The sequence below is a fragment of the Paenibacillus hunanensis genome, from assembly GCF_014645615.1.
Classification (GTDB): Bacteria; Bacillota; Bacilli; order Paenibacillales; family Paenibacillaceae; genus Saccharibacillus; species Saccharibacillus hunanensis.
Map to the genome: position 1 here is coordinate 22,372 of NZ_BMMB01000019.1, position 20,671 is coordinate 43,042.

The window sequence follows — 20,671 nt, forward strand, 5'->3', positions numbered from 1 at the left end:
GAATTAACCCTCCAGTTCGAATCGATAGTCTTCAACCACCGTATTAGCCAGTAGTTTCTCACACATTACTTTCAGGCGCTGCTCCGCTTCCTCACGGTTGTCGGTATCCAGCTCAATCTCCATAAATTTGCCGATGCGCAGACTCTCTACTTCATTGAATCCGAGAGAATGCAGTGCTCCTTGTACAGTTGCTCCTTGTGGGTCAAGTACGCTTTCTTTAATGGTCACATGGACAGTCGCTTTGATCATGGGTTCATTGTTCCTCCTTGGAATGGTGAATAGCTTGCATTTCATATCGTATAGCACCTGCAAAATCATTCGTATTACCTAACCAATCAATGAAACGAGTCGATAGCTAGCGGTGGCATTACGAAAGTTTGGAACCGGTAAGCTTTTCGTAAATCGCCAGATAACGATCCGCTGTCGCCTGTACAACCTCAGCTGGAAGGGGATCGGGCTGACTGTTTTTATCCCAGTCGGTGCCTGCCAGATACGTACGCACGGGCTCCTTATCCATACTGTCAATCTCAATATCGAGGGCATAATTCGATTTGGCCCAGAAGCGCGAGGAATCCGGGGTGAAAATTTCATCGATCAGAATCAGCTTGCCATCGATGAGTCCAAATTCAAATTTGCAATCCGCTAAAATAATATCGTGCTGCAAGCACTGCTTGCGTGCGAACTCATACAGCTCAATGCTTTTGTCGCGCAACTGAACGGCGAGCTCCTCGCCAACCTGCTGCTTCATCTGCTCGAATGAAATATCCTCATCATGTCCGACATCATTTTTCGCTGCCGGTGTAAAAATAGGTTGAGGGAACTCACCATTTTTGCGCAAGCCCTGCGGCAGGGCGATACCATTGACCTCGCCTGTCTGCTCATATTGACGCCAGCCGCCACCGGTAATATAGCCGCGTACGACACATTCCATATCGATCCGCTCCGCCTTGCGTGTCACCATGATCCGGTTACGCAGCGCTTCACGATCACGCACGATATCACCGAGCTGATCCACATCGATATGCACCACATGATTGTCGATCAGATGCTTGGTCTCGCCAAACCAGTAGGCGCTCAGACGATTCAGCACCTCACCCTTATGTGGTACAGGCGGATCAAGCACATAGTCGAATGCCGAGATACGATCCGTCACAACGATCAGAAAATGCTCGCCCAGATCGTAGAGCTCTCGTACCTTACCTTTATAAATGAGCGGCGCATCGATCAGATCCGCTGCCGTAGCTAATGCCTGTGCTGCCATATTGCGTTCCCTCTCCCTCAGGTTGGTATATACATGTATGCCTTCTGGTTGATCTGATCTTCCGTTATCTCAGTCCAGACCGAGCTTTTTGAAAATCGTATCTACATGCTTCAGATGCCATGCTGGATTAAACGCATCCTCGATCTCTTCACTGCTCAGCTGCGAGGTGATCTCCGGTGTCTCCGAAATAATATCTTTAAACGAACGCTGTTCTTCCCACGCCTGCATCGCACGCGGCTGTACCGTATCGTATGCTTGCTCACGGCTCATGCCTTTGTCGATCAGCTTGGTCATCACACGACCGGAGAACGGTACGCCATACGTGCGCTGGATGTTACGCTGCATATTTTCTGGGAATACAGTCAGGTTTTTCACGATATTGCCAAAACGGTTCAGCATGTAGTTCAGCAGCATCGTCGCATCTGGCAAAATGATACGCTCTACGGATGAGTGCGAGATATCGCGCTCATGCCACAGCGTTACATTTTCATACGCGGACACCATATGACCACGGATCACACGCGATAGACCGGAAATGTTCTCCGAGCCGATCGGGTTACGCTTGTGTGGCATCGCAGACGAGCCTTTTTGACCCTTAGCAAATGCTTCTTCCACCTCGCGGAATTCGCTCTTTTGCAGGGCGCGAATCTCGGTTGCAAATTTGTCGAGCGATGTTGCTACCAGTGCCAGTGTGGCCATATACTCGGCATGACGATCACGCTGCAAAGTTTGCGTGGAGATCGGCGCCGCCTTCGTACCCAGCTTGTTACATACGAATTCTTCTACCGCTGGATCGATGTTGGCATATGTACCGACCGCACCGGAAATTTTACCGTACTGCACATTGTCAGCCGCATGACGGAAACGCTCCAGATTACGCTTCATTTCCTCATGCCACAGCGCCATTTTCAGACCGAATGTCGTTGGCTCCGCGTGTACGCCATGAGTACGTCCCATCATCGGCGTATTTTTGTAAGCCAGTGCTTTTTCCTTCAAAATTTCAATAAAATTGATAATATCGCGTTCCAAAATTTCATTCGCCTGACGCAGCAGGTAACCGAGTGCAGTATCCACCACATCGGTAGAAGTCAGACCATAATGCACCCATTTACGTTCCTCGCCCAGACTTTCGGATACGGCACGTGTAAAGGCGATCACATCATGACGTGTCTCCTGCTCAATCTCATAAATGCGGTCGATATCAAAGCTTGCATTCGCACGCAGCTTCTCTACGTCTTCCTTCGGAATCACACCCAGATCTGCCCATGCTTCACATGCGCAAATTTCCACTTCAAGCCATGCCTTGAATTTGTTTTCCTCACTCCAGATGTTGCGCATCTCCGGTCTGCTATAACGTTCAATCATGATATGTTCTCGTCCTCCATATGTTGGTTTGCTCTATCCAATTCAGAGCGTCTTCACTATTATGACACAGCACATTGATATGTCCCATCTTACGTTTGTGTTTGGCCTCTTCTTTACCATATAAATGGTACTTCGGTATGACATTCAATCGCTCTGCTTCCGTATCTGCCACCAGCATACGCTGCTGTACCTCCGGCACATGCTCGCCAAGAATGTTCACCATCACGACGGGCATATGCAGCTTTGTACTACCAAGTGGCAAGCCGCAAATCGCTCGTACATGCTGCTCAAACTGTGAGGTCGCGCAGGCTTCCATTGTATAATGTCCCGAATTATGCGGTCTTGGTGCTAATTCATTCACATATAGCTCGCCACCCGCTGTGCAAAATAGCTCTACTGCCAGCAAGCCGACCGCATCCATCGATTCGGCAATCGCTGCTGCCATCTGCTCTGCACGGCGCTGTACCTCATCCGCTACACGTGCAGGCACAATCGACAGATGTAAAATATTATCGATATGAATATTTTCAGCGACCGGGAAAGTCTTGATCTCCCCATTGCTGCTACGAGCAGCGACGACAGACAGCTCACACGCGAAGTCGATAAATTGCTCTACGACCAGATCGGTTCCTGCTGCGCTAAGCTCCTCGTATGCCTGTGCAGCCTGCTCCTCACTCCGAATGACGAATTGCCCTTTGCCATCATAGCCGCCGGTTGCTGTCTTCATCACACACGGTGTACCAAAACGGCGTACCGCCTCCAGCGTCTGCTCTGCACTTTTCACCTCAGCATACGGGGCAACGGTTGCGCCTGCTGCCTCAATCGCTCGTTTCTCACGCAAACGATGCTGTGTGGTGTAGAGTAGCTTACTGCCCTGCGGCACGTAGGACTGATCTTCCAGCAATGCGGCAACACCAGCATCCACATTTTCAAATTCATACGTGATCACATCCGCTTGCTCTGCAAGCTGCTTGGCCGCTTCCACATCATCATAATGCGCAACGATCTGGCTGCTCACCTGTCCGCACGGTGCGTTGTCTGCCGGATCCAGTGTAACGAAACGGTAGCCAAGCGGCGCACCCTGTAGCACCATCATCCGTCCAAGCTGTCCACCGCCAAGTATCCCAATCGTCGAGCCTGGCTCAATGATACGACCCTTGCGTCCCTGTACAGATGGGTTCATCATTCATCAGCTCCCAGTGTCTCGCTGGATTCCAGCACTTCCTGCTTAATGCGCTCACGGCGCTCGTTCAGGCGCTCTAGAATGGAACGATCAAATGCACCGAGCATCTGACCTGCTAGCAGTCCAGCGTTAATCGCGCCCGCTTTACCAATCGCTACGGTAGCAACCGGAATGCCGCCTGGCATTTGTACGATCGACAGCAGAGAATCGAGTCCGTTCAGCGCAGCCGATTTGACCGGTACGCCAATAACGGGAAGCAATGTTTTGGAAGCGATCATTCCCGGCAGATGCGCTGCGCCTCCGGCACCAGCGATAATTACCTTAATGCCGCGATCCTGTGCTTCTTCGGCAAAACGAAACATCAAATCTGGTGTGCGATGTGCAGACACAACCTGCTTTTCATAAGGGATGCTCAGCTCGTCCAGCACCTGACAGGCATGCTGCATCGTTTCCCAATCTGACTTGCTGCCCATCACGACAGCGATCTGTACTGACATGACATTACCTACTTTCTGTGAAAGGATAAAGGTTCAATAGTCTAGCTACTCTATCTATCAAGCATAGCATTCGCTTGTTCGCGCAATGTTAGCGACTGGAAATGAATGACTATTTATCGACGTTTCGATTTCCAGTCAGAAAAAAATCCGCAAACCCATGAGAAAACAGTTGTTTTCCAGGATTTCCGGACTACCGAGCACCGAACGGATGAAATGCGGGTGCCTGACACGCCGGCTTCCTCGCTTGCATGGAGGATCGTACCGGATGTAGCAACAGCATGTAGACAGCCTGATGGCTGTACTACCTGTTCATTCCCTGCTCTCGTAGTCCGAAAATTTACGGTTTTCGGGTAGATACTTCCGGGCCTTATTCCCAGCGTTATACGAGTCAAATCACAATTCACGTTATTTATAAGCTTCGTTACACAGTGTACCAATGAGTTCCATGGTATGTCAACTTAAAAGGCGAACGTTAAAAAGTTCACATTTTTCATTGTTCGTATTTTGATGGTTTATTTCACTACATAACTGCTGTAAAGCTTGAAAACAGCAAAAAAAACGCATCGTTATCGCCTTAGACCCTTTGGATGACAGAGAGTCTGGTGATAACAGTGCGTCTTCGTTTAGAAAAGGGGATTACATGTAGCCGAATCCCTACGGCTTTATCCCCTTGCTGAAGAAATCAGCGGATATCCTTTAGCATGGGGAGGACACAGGAATCTACGATGAGATAGATGGTGCTTAACCGACCACTGCACAGTATTTATTGTTCAACATCTCCGTAATCGTACGAATCGAGGATAGATTCGCTACGGTCAGGTCTTGATCCTGAATGCGAATACCGAGCCGTTCTTCGAGACCGACAATCAGATCAATCGTGGTGATCGAGTCGAGCCCTGCTTGATTCAGGTCTTCATCTGGCTCCAGGTTTACTTCGGTCTGGAAAATATCGTGTAATACGTGCATGATAGCTTGCTCTGCGTCCTCGCTACAGCCTCTATGTGCGACAGGAGTAGCAGCTACGGCTACCATCTGCTCTTGCTTTGGCGCTTGAATCGTAAAGGTCGGCCACTGGCTCTGATCGCGTCCATAGCGCTCCAGAAAGGCTTCCTTCCAGCGATCCATACCAAATGCAACACAGCCTGAGTACATTCCATTGCCGTCCTCATCGCGAATATCATATTTGCCGCACAGTACATCCTCACAATAGTTAAACGAAGCAATCGAGCTTTCCTGCCCATTATTGCGCATGGCTGCAAGCTCATACTTCGCATTGCTGACCATTTGATAGGCGCCCTTTGTTTTCACATCCTGGCTGAAAAAGAACGGGTCTGTCGCTGTTTCAATTTTGCCTGTTAAGCCAAGCCCCGTAAATAGCTCCCACACCTCATCCATAATCGCATTGCGTGTATCCATAACCCACTGCTGATCACCGACGAATACAATCTCGCGCATCATGAATTCAGTGCGACGGAATTCATCCTTGCGCCAGGCGATCTCGTTACGGAAGCATTTCCCTTTCGCTGTCATAATGCGACGACTGCCTGAACGACTACCCTGCTGCTCCTCATAGCAATGATAGCAAATACAAGGCTGCAAAATTTCACCGGTTGGAACAAGTGATTGATGATGCGAATGCGAAGCCGCTTGCTCGCGGAAACGATTAATCGTTTTAAATTGATGCGGCACAGTTGCCACACCGACAATATTTTGTGGGAAATTAATATGGTACTGGTTGCGTGCCATATTGGCTTTGGTAAATGTAGAAGGATACTCACGAAGAACAGCGCCATGACGTCGCGCAATCTCGATAAAGGAACGATCCAGCTGCTCCAGTAACGTAATATCCGTTTCATCCAGATAGGGAGCAGATACCGACGCTTCACTGGATACCGATGGAGATGACATCACTGACCGATCCGAGTCCGATTGATTGCTGCGCACGACGGTTTTACTAATGACACGGGTTTGCATCAGGCTATCACACAGGGCAGCATAGTCTTCGCGCAGCTCCTCTGCTTCCGCACTCTCCTCTGTATCCAGAGCGACGACAACGGTGTGATCCGTTTCCATATAGGTAACGCCTGTAATCGTTTCGGCTAGATAGGGAATGCGCTCCATGAGCAGGTCGAGCTTGCCTAACATCGATTCAGATACTTGCAGCTGTATTTCCATCTATTATTGCTCCCTTCTCTATTGCATCATCTTATTGTTATCAGAGCCATACCTTCAGAATTTAAAAGTAAATGATGAGCTCAGTAATCGTTCCGTACATCTTAGTTATTAACCTGTTTAACGAATAAATGATACTTTTGGATCAAGCTAAATCTGTTCATTTTCTTAAACACAATACACAACGTATAGATGTTATCGGCTGTTTCCGCTATTTTATTTGTAGTAATTTGGTAGGATTATACAAAAAATAGCCAGTACACTTCCTAGGAAGCGTACTGGCTATCCGACTGCTTGATGCTATTGTAGTAGGTTGCTTTATTTTACGATCAATACCGGGATACGAGCGTGCTGCACCACATTGTGGCTCACACTACCAAGTACAAATTCACGAATGCTGCCCAGTCCGCGGCTACCGATGATGATCACATCAGAGTTATGGCTGTCAGCGAATTCAAGAATGCTCTGTGCAGCAGAGCCTTGAATCATTTCCACATCATATTTGTTTGTAATACCTGACTCATCCAGGCGACGCTTCGCTTCCTTCGCGGTCTGCATCGCCATCTCGTACAGCTCTTCATTCGACGTCGTTGGCACCGGTACAATGCCCTCGCCCATAAAGTAACGTGGAAAATCAAACACATGGATCGCGTCGATATGTGCCTCTGGATTCGCCTGAGCTAGCTCAATAGCACGATTAAGTGCCTTATTAGAAGCCTTAGAACCATCATAAGCAAGCAAAATGTTAGAAAATAGCATGTTTGTTCCCCTCTCTTCTCAGCGTGATGCTGACTTCAAAATGATAGCCGCTGCCCGATTATTCGTGCCGCAGACGGTTATGTACAGGTTCGGGCAATTCTCTGGCACATCCCTATTATATCACTGTTAACATATGAACAGCATCTAGCGATAGACCAAACCCTTTTTCTACTCAAGCAATACGCAGCTACAGATGCTATTCGATGCCTGTACAATGAATTACCCGCAACACTTTCCTGCTGAAACGAGAGAAGCATGCGTAACTACTCAGCAAGCAGATTCTGGTGTGGGCATACTTTGACAGCATAGGCTTTACACTGGATTCGCATTACTTCACTGAATGATAGTCTTATATTTAACTGCTATTCATTTTTTATTCATGAACGGGCTGTATAATAACCATATAGATATGACGTTTACACAGTAGAAGCTTTCCATTTTCATGACTTCCTCTCACATATCAATTCTGATGAAAGGAGTACGCCGATGAATCAGAATCAGCTGGATACCTTTCTGCTCGAAAACAATCAGCGTCCTAAGCCAGACTGGCAACAAATTATCGAGGATGATCAGCCTCCATCTGTGATCGTACAGGGACAGCAGGTCTATCTGTTCGATCTCAGTCTGAATATGACCCCTGTGCCGATCGAGGATAGTATTGCGATCTCTCAGCAGCTGCCCGGCGCATATATTCCATTTCATATGCATCAATATATCGAGCTGATCTATGTCTATCGTGGACAATGTACGATCTCGCTACTGAATCAGCAGATCATGATGAACGAGGGCGATATCATTTTGATTGATAAGCAGACACCACATACCGTGAACGAGACGGGGAACGAGGATATTATTATCGATGTGAAGCTCAAACGCGATTATCTGTCTTCCAGCTTTTTAAGCCGCTTTGCCAGTATGAACACGACGAGTCAGTTCCTTATCCATTCGTTACTCGATAGCCGCCAGATGAATAGCTATCTGTATTTTGAAGCTAAGCCAGCGATGACGATTCGCGATACACTAGTGCGCATGATGTGCGAATACTTTGATCGGGATTTCTGCTCGGCAGAGCTGATTGATTCGTATTGCTTTATTTTGTTCACTGAGCTTGTACGTCATAGCAGCACAGGCAGTCAGCAGGAACAGCACGAGCCTCGTGATCGGATGGTGCTGGAGATGCTGCGTTATATACGTGAGCATTATCGTGATTGCAATCTGGTCGAGCTTGCTGAGCAATTCGGCTATCATCCGAACTATGTCTCTGCCTTTTTGAAAAAGGAAACCGGACACTCCTTCATGGATTTACTGCAAATGGAACGTCTGAACAAAGCAGCCTTATTTCTGACCAACTCCGAGATGCCCATTCCCGCGATTGCTGAGGAGGTTGGCTATTCCAGCCCGTCCTTTTTTCATAAAAAATTCAAGGAGTATTTTGGATCGACGCCGAGCAGCTATCGTCAGCATATGCGTAGTTAATATACGGGTAAACCGCCATTTCGCTTAGGTGCAAGCAGCATGCCAGCTGGATAACTCCTACAGGTACGAAAACAGCGCCACATTTCCCACCCATATCAAATGCATATATCAAAATAGACTGCACACAGCAAAGAACCGGAAGAACGCACATCATTAGCGTTGTTCCGGTTCTTTGCTGTGTGCATGCTATCGATGCGGTATCCATAACGATAGCGTTGCTCCTATTTTAATTTTATCCCATCCGTAAACGGTAGAAAATATACCCGTATACCAGTACATTTAGTACCAGCAGCGCAGGCACGCCAAGCACAAAGGAACGATGCTTTGTTTTGTGACGGCGGCTGATCATCGCCAGCCAAACGCCCGCCGCACCGCCGATAGCGGCTAACGTAAATAATGTCTTTTCAGGAATACGTTGACGACTGCGTCCACGTACAGCCCGACTTTTATCCAATGCCATCGTGCCATAAGCAATCCCATTAATGATTATCAGCCAGATGCCGAGAATCAGCTCGATCATAATTAATCCCTCATTCCAGCACATATACTCGTCCTTACTATCGAAAGCCCTCACCAGTTAACCAGTACAGGCAACAGAACTATGAACAGTATACCCTGCAAAAGATGACACGACAAACAAAGAGAACGCCTGTGATGGCGTTCTCTTTGTTGATGTTCTTTTTAACGATAGGATCGGTTTTAGGATGGATCATAGTCTGCATTTCGATAAGCACTCCTGTAATTCATTGCTATGCGCGATCCATCGTTTATGTTCATCATAGCTATCTGTCATGCCAACCTCAATTACTCTGCACGAAACGAAAACAGTGTGCTCTGGAAGTCACCATAGCGTTCTGGCAATGCAATGCCATGATACATCAGCTCATCGCCATAATATAGCCCTTCAGCAGTCCCGTTGATGCTCATCCGATATTGACGCTCTGGATCAAGTCCTTGCAGCTTCAATCTGCGTAGCGGCGGGTTCGGCTCAGCCAGCACTTTGAAATAACCAGCAAATGCTTCACTGCGATCACCCGATACAAACATCCATGCCGTCTGATCGCCTTCAAATGGACTGAGCAGACGATAGAAGTCACCAAACTGAATCAGCTCACGCAGCTCCTTATACTGCTTAACCTGATCGCGAACCTCCTGCTTCTCCTCATCGGTCAGACGAGTCAAATCCAGTTCATAACCAAAGTTACCCGACATCGCTACATGACCGCGTGTGGCAATCGAGGTAATGCGTCCCACCTGATGATTTGGCACTGCCGATACGTGCGAGCCCATTGCACTCGCTGGGTAAACGACACTTGTGCCGTATTGGATTTTCAGGCGCTCGATCGCATCGGTATCATCACTTGTCCACGTTTGTGGCATATAGTAGAGCATACCCGGATCAAAGCGTCCACCGCCACCAGAGCAGCTTTCAAACAGTACATGCGGGAAGGCAGTCGTGATGCGCTCCAGCACATTGTACAGACCCAGCATATAACGGTGTGCCGTTTCACGCTGGCGCTCCGCAGGCAGCAAGGCTGAGCCGATCTCTGTCATATTACGGTTCATATCCCATTTTACATAGGTGATCGGTGCAGAAGACAGTACCTTGCTCACCGAATCCACGATGTAATCACACACATCCTCGCGTGACAGATCGAGAATAAGCTGTTCACGTCCCATTGTACGGCTACGATCCGGTACATGCAGACACCAGTCTGGATGCGCACGATACAGATCGCTATCCGGCGAGATCATTTCTGGCTCGAACCAGAGTCCAAACTGCATGCCCGTATCTACGATATCCTGTGCTAGCTTGCCCAGACCTTCTGGTAGCTTGCGGCGATCCTCTACCCAGTCGCCGAGTGAAGAACGATCGTTATCCCGATGACCGAACCAGCCATCATCCAGTACGAATAGCTCGATGCCCAGCTCTTTGCCTGCTGCGGCAATATTTTTAATCTTAGGCGCGTCAAAATCAAAATAGGTCGCTTCCCAGTTGTTGATCAGAATTGGACGTACACGATCGCGATGCTCACCACGACTCAGACGTGTACGATACAGCCGGTGATACGTACGTGACAATTCGCCCAGACCGTTATGCGAATACACGAGCACAGCCTCCGGTGTATGGAACGATGCGCCTGGCTCCAGCTTCCAGTTAAAATCAAATGGCGACATTCCGATCTGCATTCGAGTTGTACCGAATTGCTCAACTTCTACCTGTGCAACAAAGTTACCGCTATACACAAGGCTCATACCGTACACACCGCCATGCTCCTCATTTGCTCCCTTTTCCAGCAGCGCAATAAATGGATTATGCTGGTGGCTACTGGAGCCGCGCTTACTTTCGACACGCTGTAAGCCAGGTGCCAGCTTACGGTAATGCATATGACGCTCACGCACCCATGCACCGGACAGATGCAGCATCTCGAATTGATCGCCGCCAAAGTCCACGCTACTGCTCAGTGCACGCTCGATCGATAACGCTGCTGTACCCTGATTCGTGAAACGCACTGCACGCGTAATCGCATTCAGCTCGTTGAAGACCGAATACTGCATGACCGCTTCCATGCCAGTCAGCTCATCCTTGAGTACGATCTCCAGTGTATCGGCTTCTGCATCCTGCTCCACATAGGTCGCGGGCAGACCTTCCAGCTTCGGCTTACCTGACGTAATTCGGTGGCTCACATAGTGCAGATCGCTGATCGTCGATCCGTTAGGCAGAGCAATTTCAAAGGCTGGCTCGCGATAATCACCGCGTCCATAGCCTGGATATTCTTGAGGCAATGTATCAAAAGCAAATGTCCGATCCTCTGCATGATAGTTCGGGCTGAACGAGCAACGCTCTACCTGGTAGAGCAGACTACTAACCGAAGACTGACGCAAACGCGGGCCCCAGTATAGATGTGCAGGATGACGGTCATGAACAAGCTGAATCACATAGCTCGTCGCATTCGTTTGCAAATGGAAAAGCTGTTGTTGTTTATCGAATAAAATTGGCATGTTTCTCTTCCTCCCAAATCATGACCTGTACAGTATGCCGCCTTCATAGGATTATGCAGGAAGGCTATTCATAACCACTACCAGAAGCCTGGCATGCATATTGAATGATGCCATATGATAGCTCCATATCTGCTACAATGACATCAGGGCGATACTGTCCGATTTCTACTATAACGCTTACATTCTAATTGTAGGACGATTGCCGTCAAAAAAAAATGGCATGATCCATGATTTTCATGGTTCCTTGCGTTCATTCATGTCCGTATAATGTTACATACAGAGAAAGCAAAAGGAGGAAAGACCATGGCTCTCAGTGTGCTAGACGAGCTCCAGTTGAAATACCAGCAACTGTCCGCCAAGGAAAAGGAAATCGCAGACTATGTGATCCGTCATCGAAGCTCGATTCAAAACATCAATATTCGCGATCTGTCCACCTTAACGCAGGCATCCATGTCGACGATTACGCGCTTTTGCCGAAAGGTCGGCTTTTCCAGCTTTGTAGATTTTAAAATCAATCTGAACCGCGAAGCAGCTCAGCCACGCGATAATATGAATGTGTTTGCCCAGACACAGCATATTTATAATGAGATGATTAGCGCGACTGCTGAGATGATCCAGCCTGAGCTGGTACAGCAGGTCGTAAGGCAGATCATGAAGGCAAGGCGCGTATATGTATACGGTATTGGCAGCTCCGGGCTGTCCGCACTGGAATTCAAATATCGGCTGATGCGCATGAATATTACGATTGATGCGATCAGTGACTCGCATATGATGCTGATGAATGCAGCGCTAACAGATGAGCAGGATGTCGTGATCGGATTATCCAATTCCGGCCATACCGATGAAGTGACGACCGCGCTGACAACCGCTCGCAGCCGCGGTGCTTATATTATCGGGATTACGAACTTTGATCATACTCCTTTTACAGAGACGACTGATCTGTGCCTGTTCACACCGGGATTACAGCGAGTCGGTGATGTACAGTTTGTGAATAGCCAGCTGGCGATTATTTATGTGCTGGATATGATTTCGATGCTACTGCTGGAGGATGAGGGGATGAAGGCGGCGCGGCAACAGACGCTGGATGCGTTATATCGGATGGAGCAGGAATAGTAAATAGAAATAAAACTGACACTGCTATTCAGCTAAATGTCAGTTTTATTTCTGTCCATATGCCACTTTTTTCCATTTGTGTTTTAAACAGAACCGTTCTATTTTGGATATAAGCTTTTAATTTTAGTTTTTCAGCAATTCCCCAAAAATTTATTAAGCCTTCTACTCCTGTCCCGTCACCGAAGCCGACTGCACCCCATTCATCTGCTCCACGAACCGCCCTGTAATCTGCTGCGGACGCGTAATCGCCCCACCTACAACGACGCTATACACGCCAATTTCCAGACAGCGCGCCGCCATCTCCGGTGTCAGAATATTCCCCTCTGCCACGATCGGTGTACGAATCTGCCGAACCATTTCTTTTAAAATAGCAAAATCATCTGCATATACCTTCTGTCCCTGCGTATATTCGGTATACCCGACCAGTGTAGCAGACACCAGATCAAAGCCTAGCCGCTGCGCCTCGACTCCTTCCTCCACCGTCGATACATCTGCCATCAATAGCAGTTGCGGATAACGTAGCCGAATTTGCCGTACCAGCTCCGCTAGCTCCATGCCATCTGGGCGTGGGCGACTCGTCGCATCCAGCGCCACAATCTCACAGCCTGTCGTCGCCAGCTCGTCGATCTCTCGCAGCGTCGGGGTGATAAATACTGGATGCTCACCATAATTCCGTTTAATAATACCGATCACTGGCAGCTCGACCTGCTTGCGAATCTCCATAATATCATCGACCGAATTGGCACGAACGCCTGCTGCGCCGCCTTGCTTGGCAGCCAGAGCCATTTTTCCCATAATCCATGAACTGTGCAGGGGTTCGTCGGGAAGCGCCTGACAGGATACGATCAGTTTGTGTTGTAGTCCGAGGGAATCCAGCTCCATTCGTCAATCACTCACCTTCCATATATTCTTCGATTTCGTTTTTAATCACGCTCACCTGTGGCCCATAGATGACCTGTACGCCATTGCCATTCACCAGCACACCTTTCGCGCCAGTCGCTGGGAAAGCCTCCTTGTTCACCTGACCGGGATCATACACCGATACACGCAGCCTTGTCGCACAGCAATCCAGATCTTTAATATTGTTCGTTCCACCAAGGGCATGCAGAATGATCTCCGAGCGCGATGCCTGTAAAGCAGGTGCTGTGGACGTGGACATCGTTGTCGCTGCTATACCATCCTCGCCATCTGAGCTTTTCACTGCGCCAGTTGCACCATCTGCGACTCCTCCACCCTCATCCTCACGTCCCGGCGTTTTGAAGTTAAACTTCACGATCAGGAAGCGGAAGGTAAAGTAATACAGGCAAAACCACACGACTCCGATGATCGGCACGATCACCCAGTTCGTTTTCGCATTGCCCTGTAAAATACCGAACAGGATAAAGTCGATCAGACCACCGGAAAAGGTCTGCCCAATCGTAATCTGGAACATATGCGCCAGCATAAATGCCAACCCGTCAAATGCCGCATGCATCACATACAGCAGTGGAGCTACGAACAGGAACGAGAACTCCAGCGGCTCAGTAATGCCCGTCAGGAATGATGTTAATGCCGCGGACAGCATCAGACCGCCAACGATCTTTTTCCGCTCTGGACGCGCTGTATGATAGATCGCCAGCGCTGCACCGAGCAGCCCGAACATCATCGTAATGAAGCGACCGGACATAAAGCGCGAGGTGCCAATAAAGAACTTTTGTGTACTCGGATCGCCTAGCTGAGCAAAGAAAATATTTTGTGTACCTTCATATATCTTACCAGATACTTCCAACGTTCCGCCAAGCCCGGTTTGCCAGAATGGTAAATAAAAAATATGGTGCAGACCGAGCGGACCCAGCATCCGCAGGAAAAATCCATAAAACAGTGTTCCTACATATCCAGTAGCATCCACAATCCCACCCAGCTTAGTAATACCTAGCTGAATCGTTGGCCACACTAGAAAGAGCAGCAGCCCGACGAAGATCGCAGCAAAGGAGGAGATGATGGGAATAAAACGCGACCCTCCGAAAAAGCCCAGAAACTGGGGCAATTCGATCTTATTGTAGCGATTATGCAGCGCCGCTGTAACTAGACCGATAATAATCCCGCCCAGCACACCCGTTTGCAGCGACTGAATACCGAGAATCATGCCCTGCCCTACCGCTGCCGGATTATCCTCAGCCAGTTTGCCTGCATTAATCAGCATCGCATTCATGGACGCGTTCATGACGAGATATGCCAGCGCCGCCGCCAGACCTGCGGTTCCTTTATCTGAACGTGCCAGCCCTACAGCCACACCAATCGCAAAGATCAACGCCAGATTGTCAAAGGCAATACTACCCGCACTACTCATCACCTTGAAAATATGCTGTAGCCATTCGATTTGCAGTAACGGATACGTGCTTACCGTGTTTGGATTGGATAATGCCCCACCAATACCGAGTAACAATCCTGCCGCTGGCAATACAGCAATCGGTAACATAAACGATTTGCCAAATCGCTGTGCCTTTTCGAAAAACGTTTTCATCTGTGCCCACCACCTGAAAATATTTTCTTTTAAACATATATTAAGAAAACCATTTTCGTCAATGGATATGGTATATATTCTTATTTTCTTTTTTATACGATTTAATTTTAGGATGACATCTTTACAGTGAATGCTCACTATGTAACGGCTCTATAACAGGCTACTTCAACAAGCGATGTGAGTGATCCCGATTCCATATCGTAGTTTGTATGCCTACTATAGCAAAAATTCACATCAAAAAGCAGGTAGCCCTCGATTCCATGGCTACCTGCTTTTTCGATCCACAATTATACATCTTTCATGATTATACGATTCATGATCACCCGATATTACACTACAATAGATTTAAACATACGGCATAGCGTAGAACTATTATATAGCTATCCCCATCATATACTGCATTATTCCAGTACTGCATCATTCCATCCATGCTTTACAAGAAATAGAGCGCTATCCTGCATAGCTAAACGAAAACTCTTATTTACCTGAGATTTTCATATCGTTCAGCATTTTATCACTGAACCCGAACAACCAGGTCAGTACAAAACCAACTGCAATCGCTACACCATTACACAAAATGTACATCGGCAGCTGCGAATTCAGGTACAGTAGCGTACCTGGCAACACCGTAATCGCCATACCTGTACCCGCAAGATGGAACAGCGAAGCCAGGAATCCACCTGCCGCTCCACCGATCAGTCCCATCACGAATGGCTTCATATAGCGCAGATTCACACCGAAGATCGCTGGCTCAGTAATACCGAGGAATGCAGACAGTGACGATGGCAGTGCGAGTGCTTTGAGCTTTTTGTCCTTTGTTTTCAGACCTACTGCCAGACAAGCAGCGGCTTGAGCAGCCATCGCACAGGTAATAATCGCGTTAAACGGATTGGCTCCAGTGCGCTCCAGTAGCTGAATTTCCAGTAGGTTGAAGATATGATGCACGCCGGTAACCACGACGATCTGATGCAGACCACCGATCACGATCCCCGCAATACCATATGGCAGATTCAGTACAGCCGTTGTTGCATTTAACACAACCTCTTCCAGCGAGTGGAAGATCGGGCCAATCGCAAATAGACCCAGTGTGATCATAATAAGTAGCGTTAGGAACGGTGTCAAAATCAGATCAAGCGCTTCCGGAATGCGCTTACGTAAAAAGCGTTCTAGCTTCGCACCGAGCAGACCCACGACGAATGCCGGAATCACTGAACCCTGATAACCAACAACCGGAATAAAATCAAAGAAGCGAAGCGCTTGCGCTGAACCATCTGCGACGGAATATGCATTCGGTAACGCCGGGTTCACCAGCATCAGACCGAGAATAATCCCAAGCACCGGACTGCCGCCAAATACGCGGAACGCCGACCATGCTACCAGCGCTGGTAAGAAGGCGAAGGCTGTATCTGTCAGTACCTGCGTATATAGCAGGAAGTTCGGCGAGATCGTCTCCTTGGTCATACCGAACAGCGCTAGAATTTCAGGCTGTGTCAGCAAGCCACGTAGACCCATGAATAAGCCTGTCGCAACGAGTACTGGAATGATCGGTACGAACACATCGCCAAATGTACGAATCGCACGCTGGAAGCTTCCTCCCTGCTTTTTCGCCTGGTTTTTCACTTCCTCCTTGGTAGAGCCGTCCAGACCCATCTTTTCCATTTCCTCATAGATCTGATTCACCGTGCCTGTGCCGAAGATGATCTGATATTGTCCGGAGTTGAAAAACGCTCCTTTGACCTTCTCTATATTTTCGACCTTGTTCTGATCGATTTTTTCCTTGTCATTGACCATAATACGAAGTCGGGTAGCACAATGCGCGAAGGAAGCGATATTGTCCCTTCCTCCTACAGCCTCCAGTACTTCATTGGCAATTTCATGATTTTGCGCCATCTTGATTCATCCTCTCATATCCATATCTGCCATTACGGCACATGTATTACTGCTGCCTGGAGGGATACTCCCATTTTTCAGCATGAAGCTTCACCTGTCCAGCCTCTGCGAAAAATACAATGCCCCGACTCTCTGGCTCTGGGAAAATCCGGCTCGTAAATACAGCCTCTCCATCATTTGCAAAAATCTCTACCGATGATACATCTACAAAAATCTGCAATCGCTCCAGCGGACGCTCCAGCTCATAGCTGCGTGTCGTACCATAATCCTCGGCGAGCGGCTGTCCTGCTTCGGAACGATCCAGTATGATACGCCGATGCTCTGCTTCATAGCGAATGGTCGTACGCTGCTGCTCTCCTACTCGTAGTTCGATGCCAAAGACTTTCGCCGCTGCGCCAATCTCATTAGAAGCCCGGTCAAAGCGACAATCCAGCTCGTACGCTACACCGTCGAAGCCGACATAGCTGCTGCGCCCTTCGGGTAGAATACCTGCAAACATTGCCTTTTCCCCACGCCGCAATGCTAGCTCCTGTACCGGTCGTTGCAATAACACGCCATCCTCGCGCAGCTCCAGCTCGCGTGGTAAGGTCAGGCAATGCGCCCATCCATGACTGTCGGTTGGATACACCGTATCGGGTAAGCCCATCCAGCCTACTAGAATGCGTCTACCCTTCGGGCCAATCGCAGTCTGCGGAGCATAGAAGTCAAATCCATGATCCAATTCGCGAAATGGCCCATGCTCCAGCTGTAGCTCAGGTAATGGAAGTGGGGCAGCACTGATATAGCCAGACTGGTAAATATTGCGATACTGTTCTCCCTCAGCAGCAACTCCCTGGGGACAGAACAACAGTACCGCCTGCCCGTTCATTTCAAAATAATCCGGGCATTCCCACATGTATCCAAACTGCGGAAGCGCTGTCTGCAATTCGCCCAGTAACTCCCAGTCCAGCATATTGTGTGAACGATACATCACGATCGCGCCAGTCAGATCATCTCGCTGTGCGCCGATCACACAGTAGAACCAGTCGCCATCCTTCCATACCTTTGGATCACGAAAATGCTCTGTATAGCCAGCAGGTACGCTAGCAATAACCGGCTGTTCCAGCTTATGGATATGACCCTCCTCATCCATGATCGCCATGCACTGATAAGGATGCCGCTGCCATTCGCTGTCCCGTGTATTGCCCGTATACATCAGGTATAGCTTGCCCTCATGCTCTATGCCGCTACCGGAATATGCCCCATGAGAATCAAACCAATCCCCCGGCTTCACACCGATGCCACAATCGATCCAATTCACCAGATCGGTTGATTTTAGGTGATACCAGTATTTCATGCCATGATCCGTACCGAGTGGGAACCATTGATAAAATAAATGGTAATACCCGTCATAATAAGCAAATCCATTCGGATCATTGAGCAGCCCCATCGTGGGCTGAATATGATACTGCTGACGCCACGGAGAAGACTCACTCTGCTGTAGTAGCTGTTCAATCTCCTGCGGCGAAACGTTCTCTAGTAGTCGATATTTCTGTTCTCTCGTCATTTTCATTCGTATTCTCCATATTAAAGGAACCGGTTCCAATTTGATTAAAAAAATAATACCTGTCAGTTTAGATACAGCCTGATCTATCATGCCGTCCGCTATACTTTATACTTCAATCTATGCTCCAGACTGACGCATAGCTTCGTCCCTTACACTTCAATTTATGCATCAGACTGAAATGTATTACGTGTAAAATGCTACGATCTAATCCTATTACAATTCAGCCGTTCTTTCTGTTCTTTCCACACTATGCTTCAATCACGATTACACGGGAAAGCACATTAGGTATACATTCTATTTAGGAACCGGTTCCAAAATGTTTGAAATAACAACTGATTCCTATTGGAGATCAGCTGTTGATCATCATGTATATTTAACATATATTCAAAAGTATTTATTGAACATTCTTAGAATAGCTTCCAACTCTGCTGATCGTATACATCCTCAAATCCGATTTTGTATCCGGTTGCAGTTTTTGGAACCGATTCCAAAGTTATTATAAAACCGCTATCAGCATTTGTCAACGCTTTCTCGCTGTAATAATTCGTAGTCCATCACGGTAACCATTTGCACATGCTGACGATGCACCAGCTTCACGATGTCCTGAGCAGCAATTTTACCAGCTTCTTGATAGGGATACCGAATCGTTGTTAGGGCTGGATGAACGACCTCAGTCACATCATAGCCACCGAATCCAGTTATCGATAGCTGTGCAGGGATATCGATTCCAAGCTCATGCGCCGCCTTCATCACCCCAAGCGCAATATTGTCGGTTGCACATACGATAATTGTAGCATCCAGCGGCTCCTGTAATAGCTGTAGCGCATATTGACGTGCATCCGACATCCGAAAGCTTGTTTCATAATAAGCTACAGTGCATTCTCCCGTTTCCTCTACCGCCCGTGCAAAGCCCTGCTTCCGGCGTACCCCTACTGCAATATCCTGCTCGGTTACACCCAGATATGCAAGACGACGATGCCCACGATCCAGTACATAGCGTCCCAGCTCATAGCCTGCATCATAATCATTATGGATCAGGCTGTGAATCTGCTCATGCTGCTGTCCGACAAGCAGTACCGGAATATCCGTAGTCTGAATCGCCTCCAGATGCTCCTCTGTAATACGCGCAGCTAATAAAATAATACCGGATATTTTCTGACGAGCCAGCTCATAGATCGCTTCAATTTCCCGGTTCATATCCTGACTCGTATTCGTAATGAGCATACGGCAACCTTGATTACGCAGCTGATCATCGATTCCCATTAAGGTATGCGAGGTCGCAAATGAATCCAGACGAGGAACGATCGTGCCGATAATATTGGCTGTTTTAGCTTTCAGGCTCTGCGCAAACGTGTTCGGTACATAGCCTGTTTCCTTGATCACCTGCTCAATTTTATTCCGTGTGGCGACACTGACCGAGCCACCGTTCAAATAGCGCGACACAGTACTTTTCGCCACACCGGCAATTCGGGCAATATCTGCAATTGTCTTGCTCATGTTAACCTCCATAAGGACGCTCCATGTGAAGCGCCCGTGTGATCGGCTATTCGCCTGTTATGAATCATCCAGAAATTAGAATTCCATCTTCCAATTATTTTAAATTAATGCTTCTAAACTACAGGAATTAATACTCCTAATTACGGGTATTACCATTGTATTCAAACTACAACTCATCTCAGAGAAGCAACTGTTCAGCTATAGGCTATCCAGTACCCTATCCCCTCCAATGAATTTCCATTTCCCTGATGCTTATATATACGACTTTTATCGTCAAATCCCTGCCTGAATCAAAGCTTCTACTTGCATAGGCAAGCAATACTAGCTATAAATGAACATTTTTCTGTGACGGATTGTCAAGCCAAGTGCGACAGTTCCTCTGAAAAGGATTCGTGAGCGGTTCTCC

The 20,671-nt window shown here is 48.0% G+C and carries 16 protein-coding genes and 1 riboswitch; of the genes, 2 read left to right on the forward strand and 14 right to left on the reverse strand.

What is annotated here, in order from left to right:
• Nucleotides 1–3: 3 nt before the first annotated feature.
• The 7 genes from purS to IEX62_RS22555 form a co-directional block, all read right to left on the reverse strand.
• The gene (gene purS / locus IEX62_RS22525; RefSeq protein ID WP_188778527.1) at nucleotides 4–249 is read right to left on the reverse strand and encodes a phosphoribosylformylglycinamidine synthase subunit PurS; all 246 of its coding nucleotides are present in this window, start codon (nucleotides 247–249) and stop codon (nucleotides 4–6) included.
• A gap of 118 nt (nucleotides 250–367) precedes the next feature.
• Nucleotides 368–1,261, reverse strand: a complete 894-nt coding sequence (locus IEX62_RS22530) for a phosphoribosylaminoimidazolesuccinocarboxamide synthase (protein WP_188778529.1) — start codon at nucleotides 1,259–1,261, stop codon at nucleotides 368–370.
• Nucleotides 1,262–1,330: 69 nt separating this feature from the next.
• The gene (gene purB / locus IEX62_RS22535) at nucleotides 1,331–2,626 is read right to left on the reverse strand and encodes an adenylosuccinate lyase (RefSeq protein WP_188778531.1); all 1,296 of its coding nucleotides are present in this window, start codon (nucleotides 2,624–2,626) and stop codon (nucleotides 1,331–1,333) included.
• Nucleotides 2,619–3,812, reverse strand: coding sequence for a 5-(carboxyamino)imidazole ribonucleotide synthase (gene purK, locus IEX62_RS22540; RefSeq protein ID WP_373289183.1), 1,194 nt, complete (start codon nucleotides 3,810–3,812; stop codon nucleotides 2,619–2,621). Before purK ends, purB begins: the two co-directional genes overlap by 8 nt.
• Nucleotides 3,809–4,306 carry a 5-(carboxyamino)imidazole ribonucleotide mutase gene (gene purE / locus IEX62_RS22545; protein WP_188778533.1) on the reverse strand — a complete coding sequence of 166 codons (498 nt, stop codon included), beginning with the start codon at nucleotides 4,304–4,306 and terminating at the stop codon, nucleotides 3,809–3,811. Before purE ends, purK begins: the two co-directional genes overlap by 4 nt.
• A 305-nt stretch (nucleotides 4,307–4,611) precedes the next feature.
• Nucleotides 4,612–4,713: riboswitch (purine riboswitch) on the reverse strand.
• Nucleotides 4,714–5,047: 334 nt separating this feature from the next.
• Nucleotides 5,048–6,481: a phosphopantetheine-binding protein gene (locus tag IEX62_RS22550; RefSeq protein WP_188778535.1), complete on the reverse strand. Its 1,434-nt coding sequence runs from the start codon at nucleotides 6,479–6,481 to the stop codon at nucleotides 5,048–5,050.
• Nucleotides 6,482–6,796: 315 nt separating this feature from the next.
• The gene (locus tag IEX62_RS22555) at nucleotides 6,797–7,237 is read right to left on the reverse strand and encodes a universal stress protein (RefSeq protein ID WP_188778537.1); all 441 of its coding nucleotides are present in this window, start codon (nucleotides 7,235–7,237) and stop codon (nucleotides 6,797–6,799) included.
• Between the two features lie 486 nt (nucleotides 7,238–7,723).
• Between IEX62_RS22555 and IEX62_RS22560 the strand changes: the two genes are divergently transcribed.
• Nucleotides 7,724–8,713: an AraC family transcriptional regulator gene (locus IEX62_RS22560; RefSeq protein ID WP_188778539.1), complete on the forward strand. Its 990-nt coding sequence runs from the start codon at nucleotides 7,724–7,726 to the stop codon at nucleotides 8,711–8,713.
• Between the two features lie 232 nt (nucleotides 8,714–8,945).
• On the opposite strand, the gene IEX62_RS22565 is transcribed toward IEX62_RS22560, so the two are convergent.
• Nucleotides 8,946–9,233: a DUF1294 domain-containing protein gene (locus IEX62_RS22565; RefSeq protein ID WP_188778541.1), complete on the reverse strand. Its 288-nt coding sequence runs from the start codon at nucleotides 9,231–9,233 to the stop codon at nucleotides 8,946–8,948.
• A gap of 284 nt (nucleotides 9,234–9,517) precedes the next feature.
• Nucleotides 9,518–11,716 (reverse strand): alpha-galactosidase, encoded by a 2,199-nt coding sequence (locus tag IEX62_RS22570; RefSeq protein ID WP_188778543.1) that lies wholly within the window; start codon nucleotides 11,714–11,716, stop codon nucleotides 9,518–9,520.
• 303 nt (nucleotides 11,717–12,019) lie between these two features.
• On the opposite strand from IEX62_RS22570, the gene IEX62_RS22575 reads away from it, so the two are divergent.
• Nucleotides 12,020–12,829: a MurR/RpiR family transcriptional regulator gene (locus tag IEX62_RS22575; RefSeq protein ID WP_188778545.1), complete on the forward strand. Its 810-nt coding sequence runs from the start codon at nucleotides 12,020–12,022 to the stop codon at nucleotides 12,827–12,829.
• 162 nt (nucleotides 12,830–12,991) lie between these two features.
• Here IEX62_RS22575 and IEX62_RS22580 read toward each other — a convergent pair whose 3' ends face one another.
• From IEX62_RS22580 to IEX62_RS22600, 5 genes are all read right to left on the reverse strand, one after another.
• The gene (locus IEX62_RS22580) at nucleotides 12,992–13,711 is read right to left on the reverse strand and encodes an N-acetylmannosamine-6-phosphate 2-epimerase (RefSeq protein ID WP_188778547.1); all 720 of its coding nucleotides are present in this window, start codon (nucleotides 13,709–13,711) and stop codon (nucleotides 12,992–12,994) included.
• Nucleotides 13,712–13,718: 7 nt separating this feature from the next.
• Nucleotides 13,719–15,332: a maltose/glucose-specific PTS transporter subunit IIC gene (locus IEX62_RS22585; protein ID WP_188778549.1), complete on the reverse strand. Its 1,614-nt coding sequence runs from the start codon at nucleotides 15,330–15,332 to the stop codon at nucleotides 13,719–13,721.
• Between the two features lie 477 nt (nucleotides 15,333–15,809).
• Nucleotides 15,810–17,222, reverse strand: a complete 1,413-nt coding sequence (locus tag IEX62_RS22590) for a sucrose-specific PTS transporter subunit IIBC (RefSeq protein ID WP_188778551.1) — start codon at nucleotides 17,220–17,222, stop codon at nucleotides 15,810–15,812.
• Nucleotides 17,223–17,268: 46 nt separating this feature from the next.
• On the reverse strand, nucleotides 17,269–18,774 hold the full coding sequence (locus IEX62_RS22595; RefSeq protein WP_188778553.1) for a glycoside hydrolase family 32 protein: 1,506 nt from the start codon (nucleotides 18,772–18,774) through the stop codon (nucleotides 17,269–17,271).
• Nucleotides 18,775–19,278: 504 nt separating this feature from the next.
• The gene (locus tag IEX62_RS22600; RefSeq protein WP_188778555.1) at nucleotides 19,279–20,265 is read right to left on the reverse strand and encodes a LacI family DNA-binding transcriptional regulator; all 987 of its coding nucleotides are present in this window, start codon (nucleotides 20,263–20,265) and stop codon (nucleotides 19,279–19,281) included.
• Between the last annotated feature and the right edge of the window lie 406 nt (nucleotides 20,266–20,671).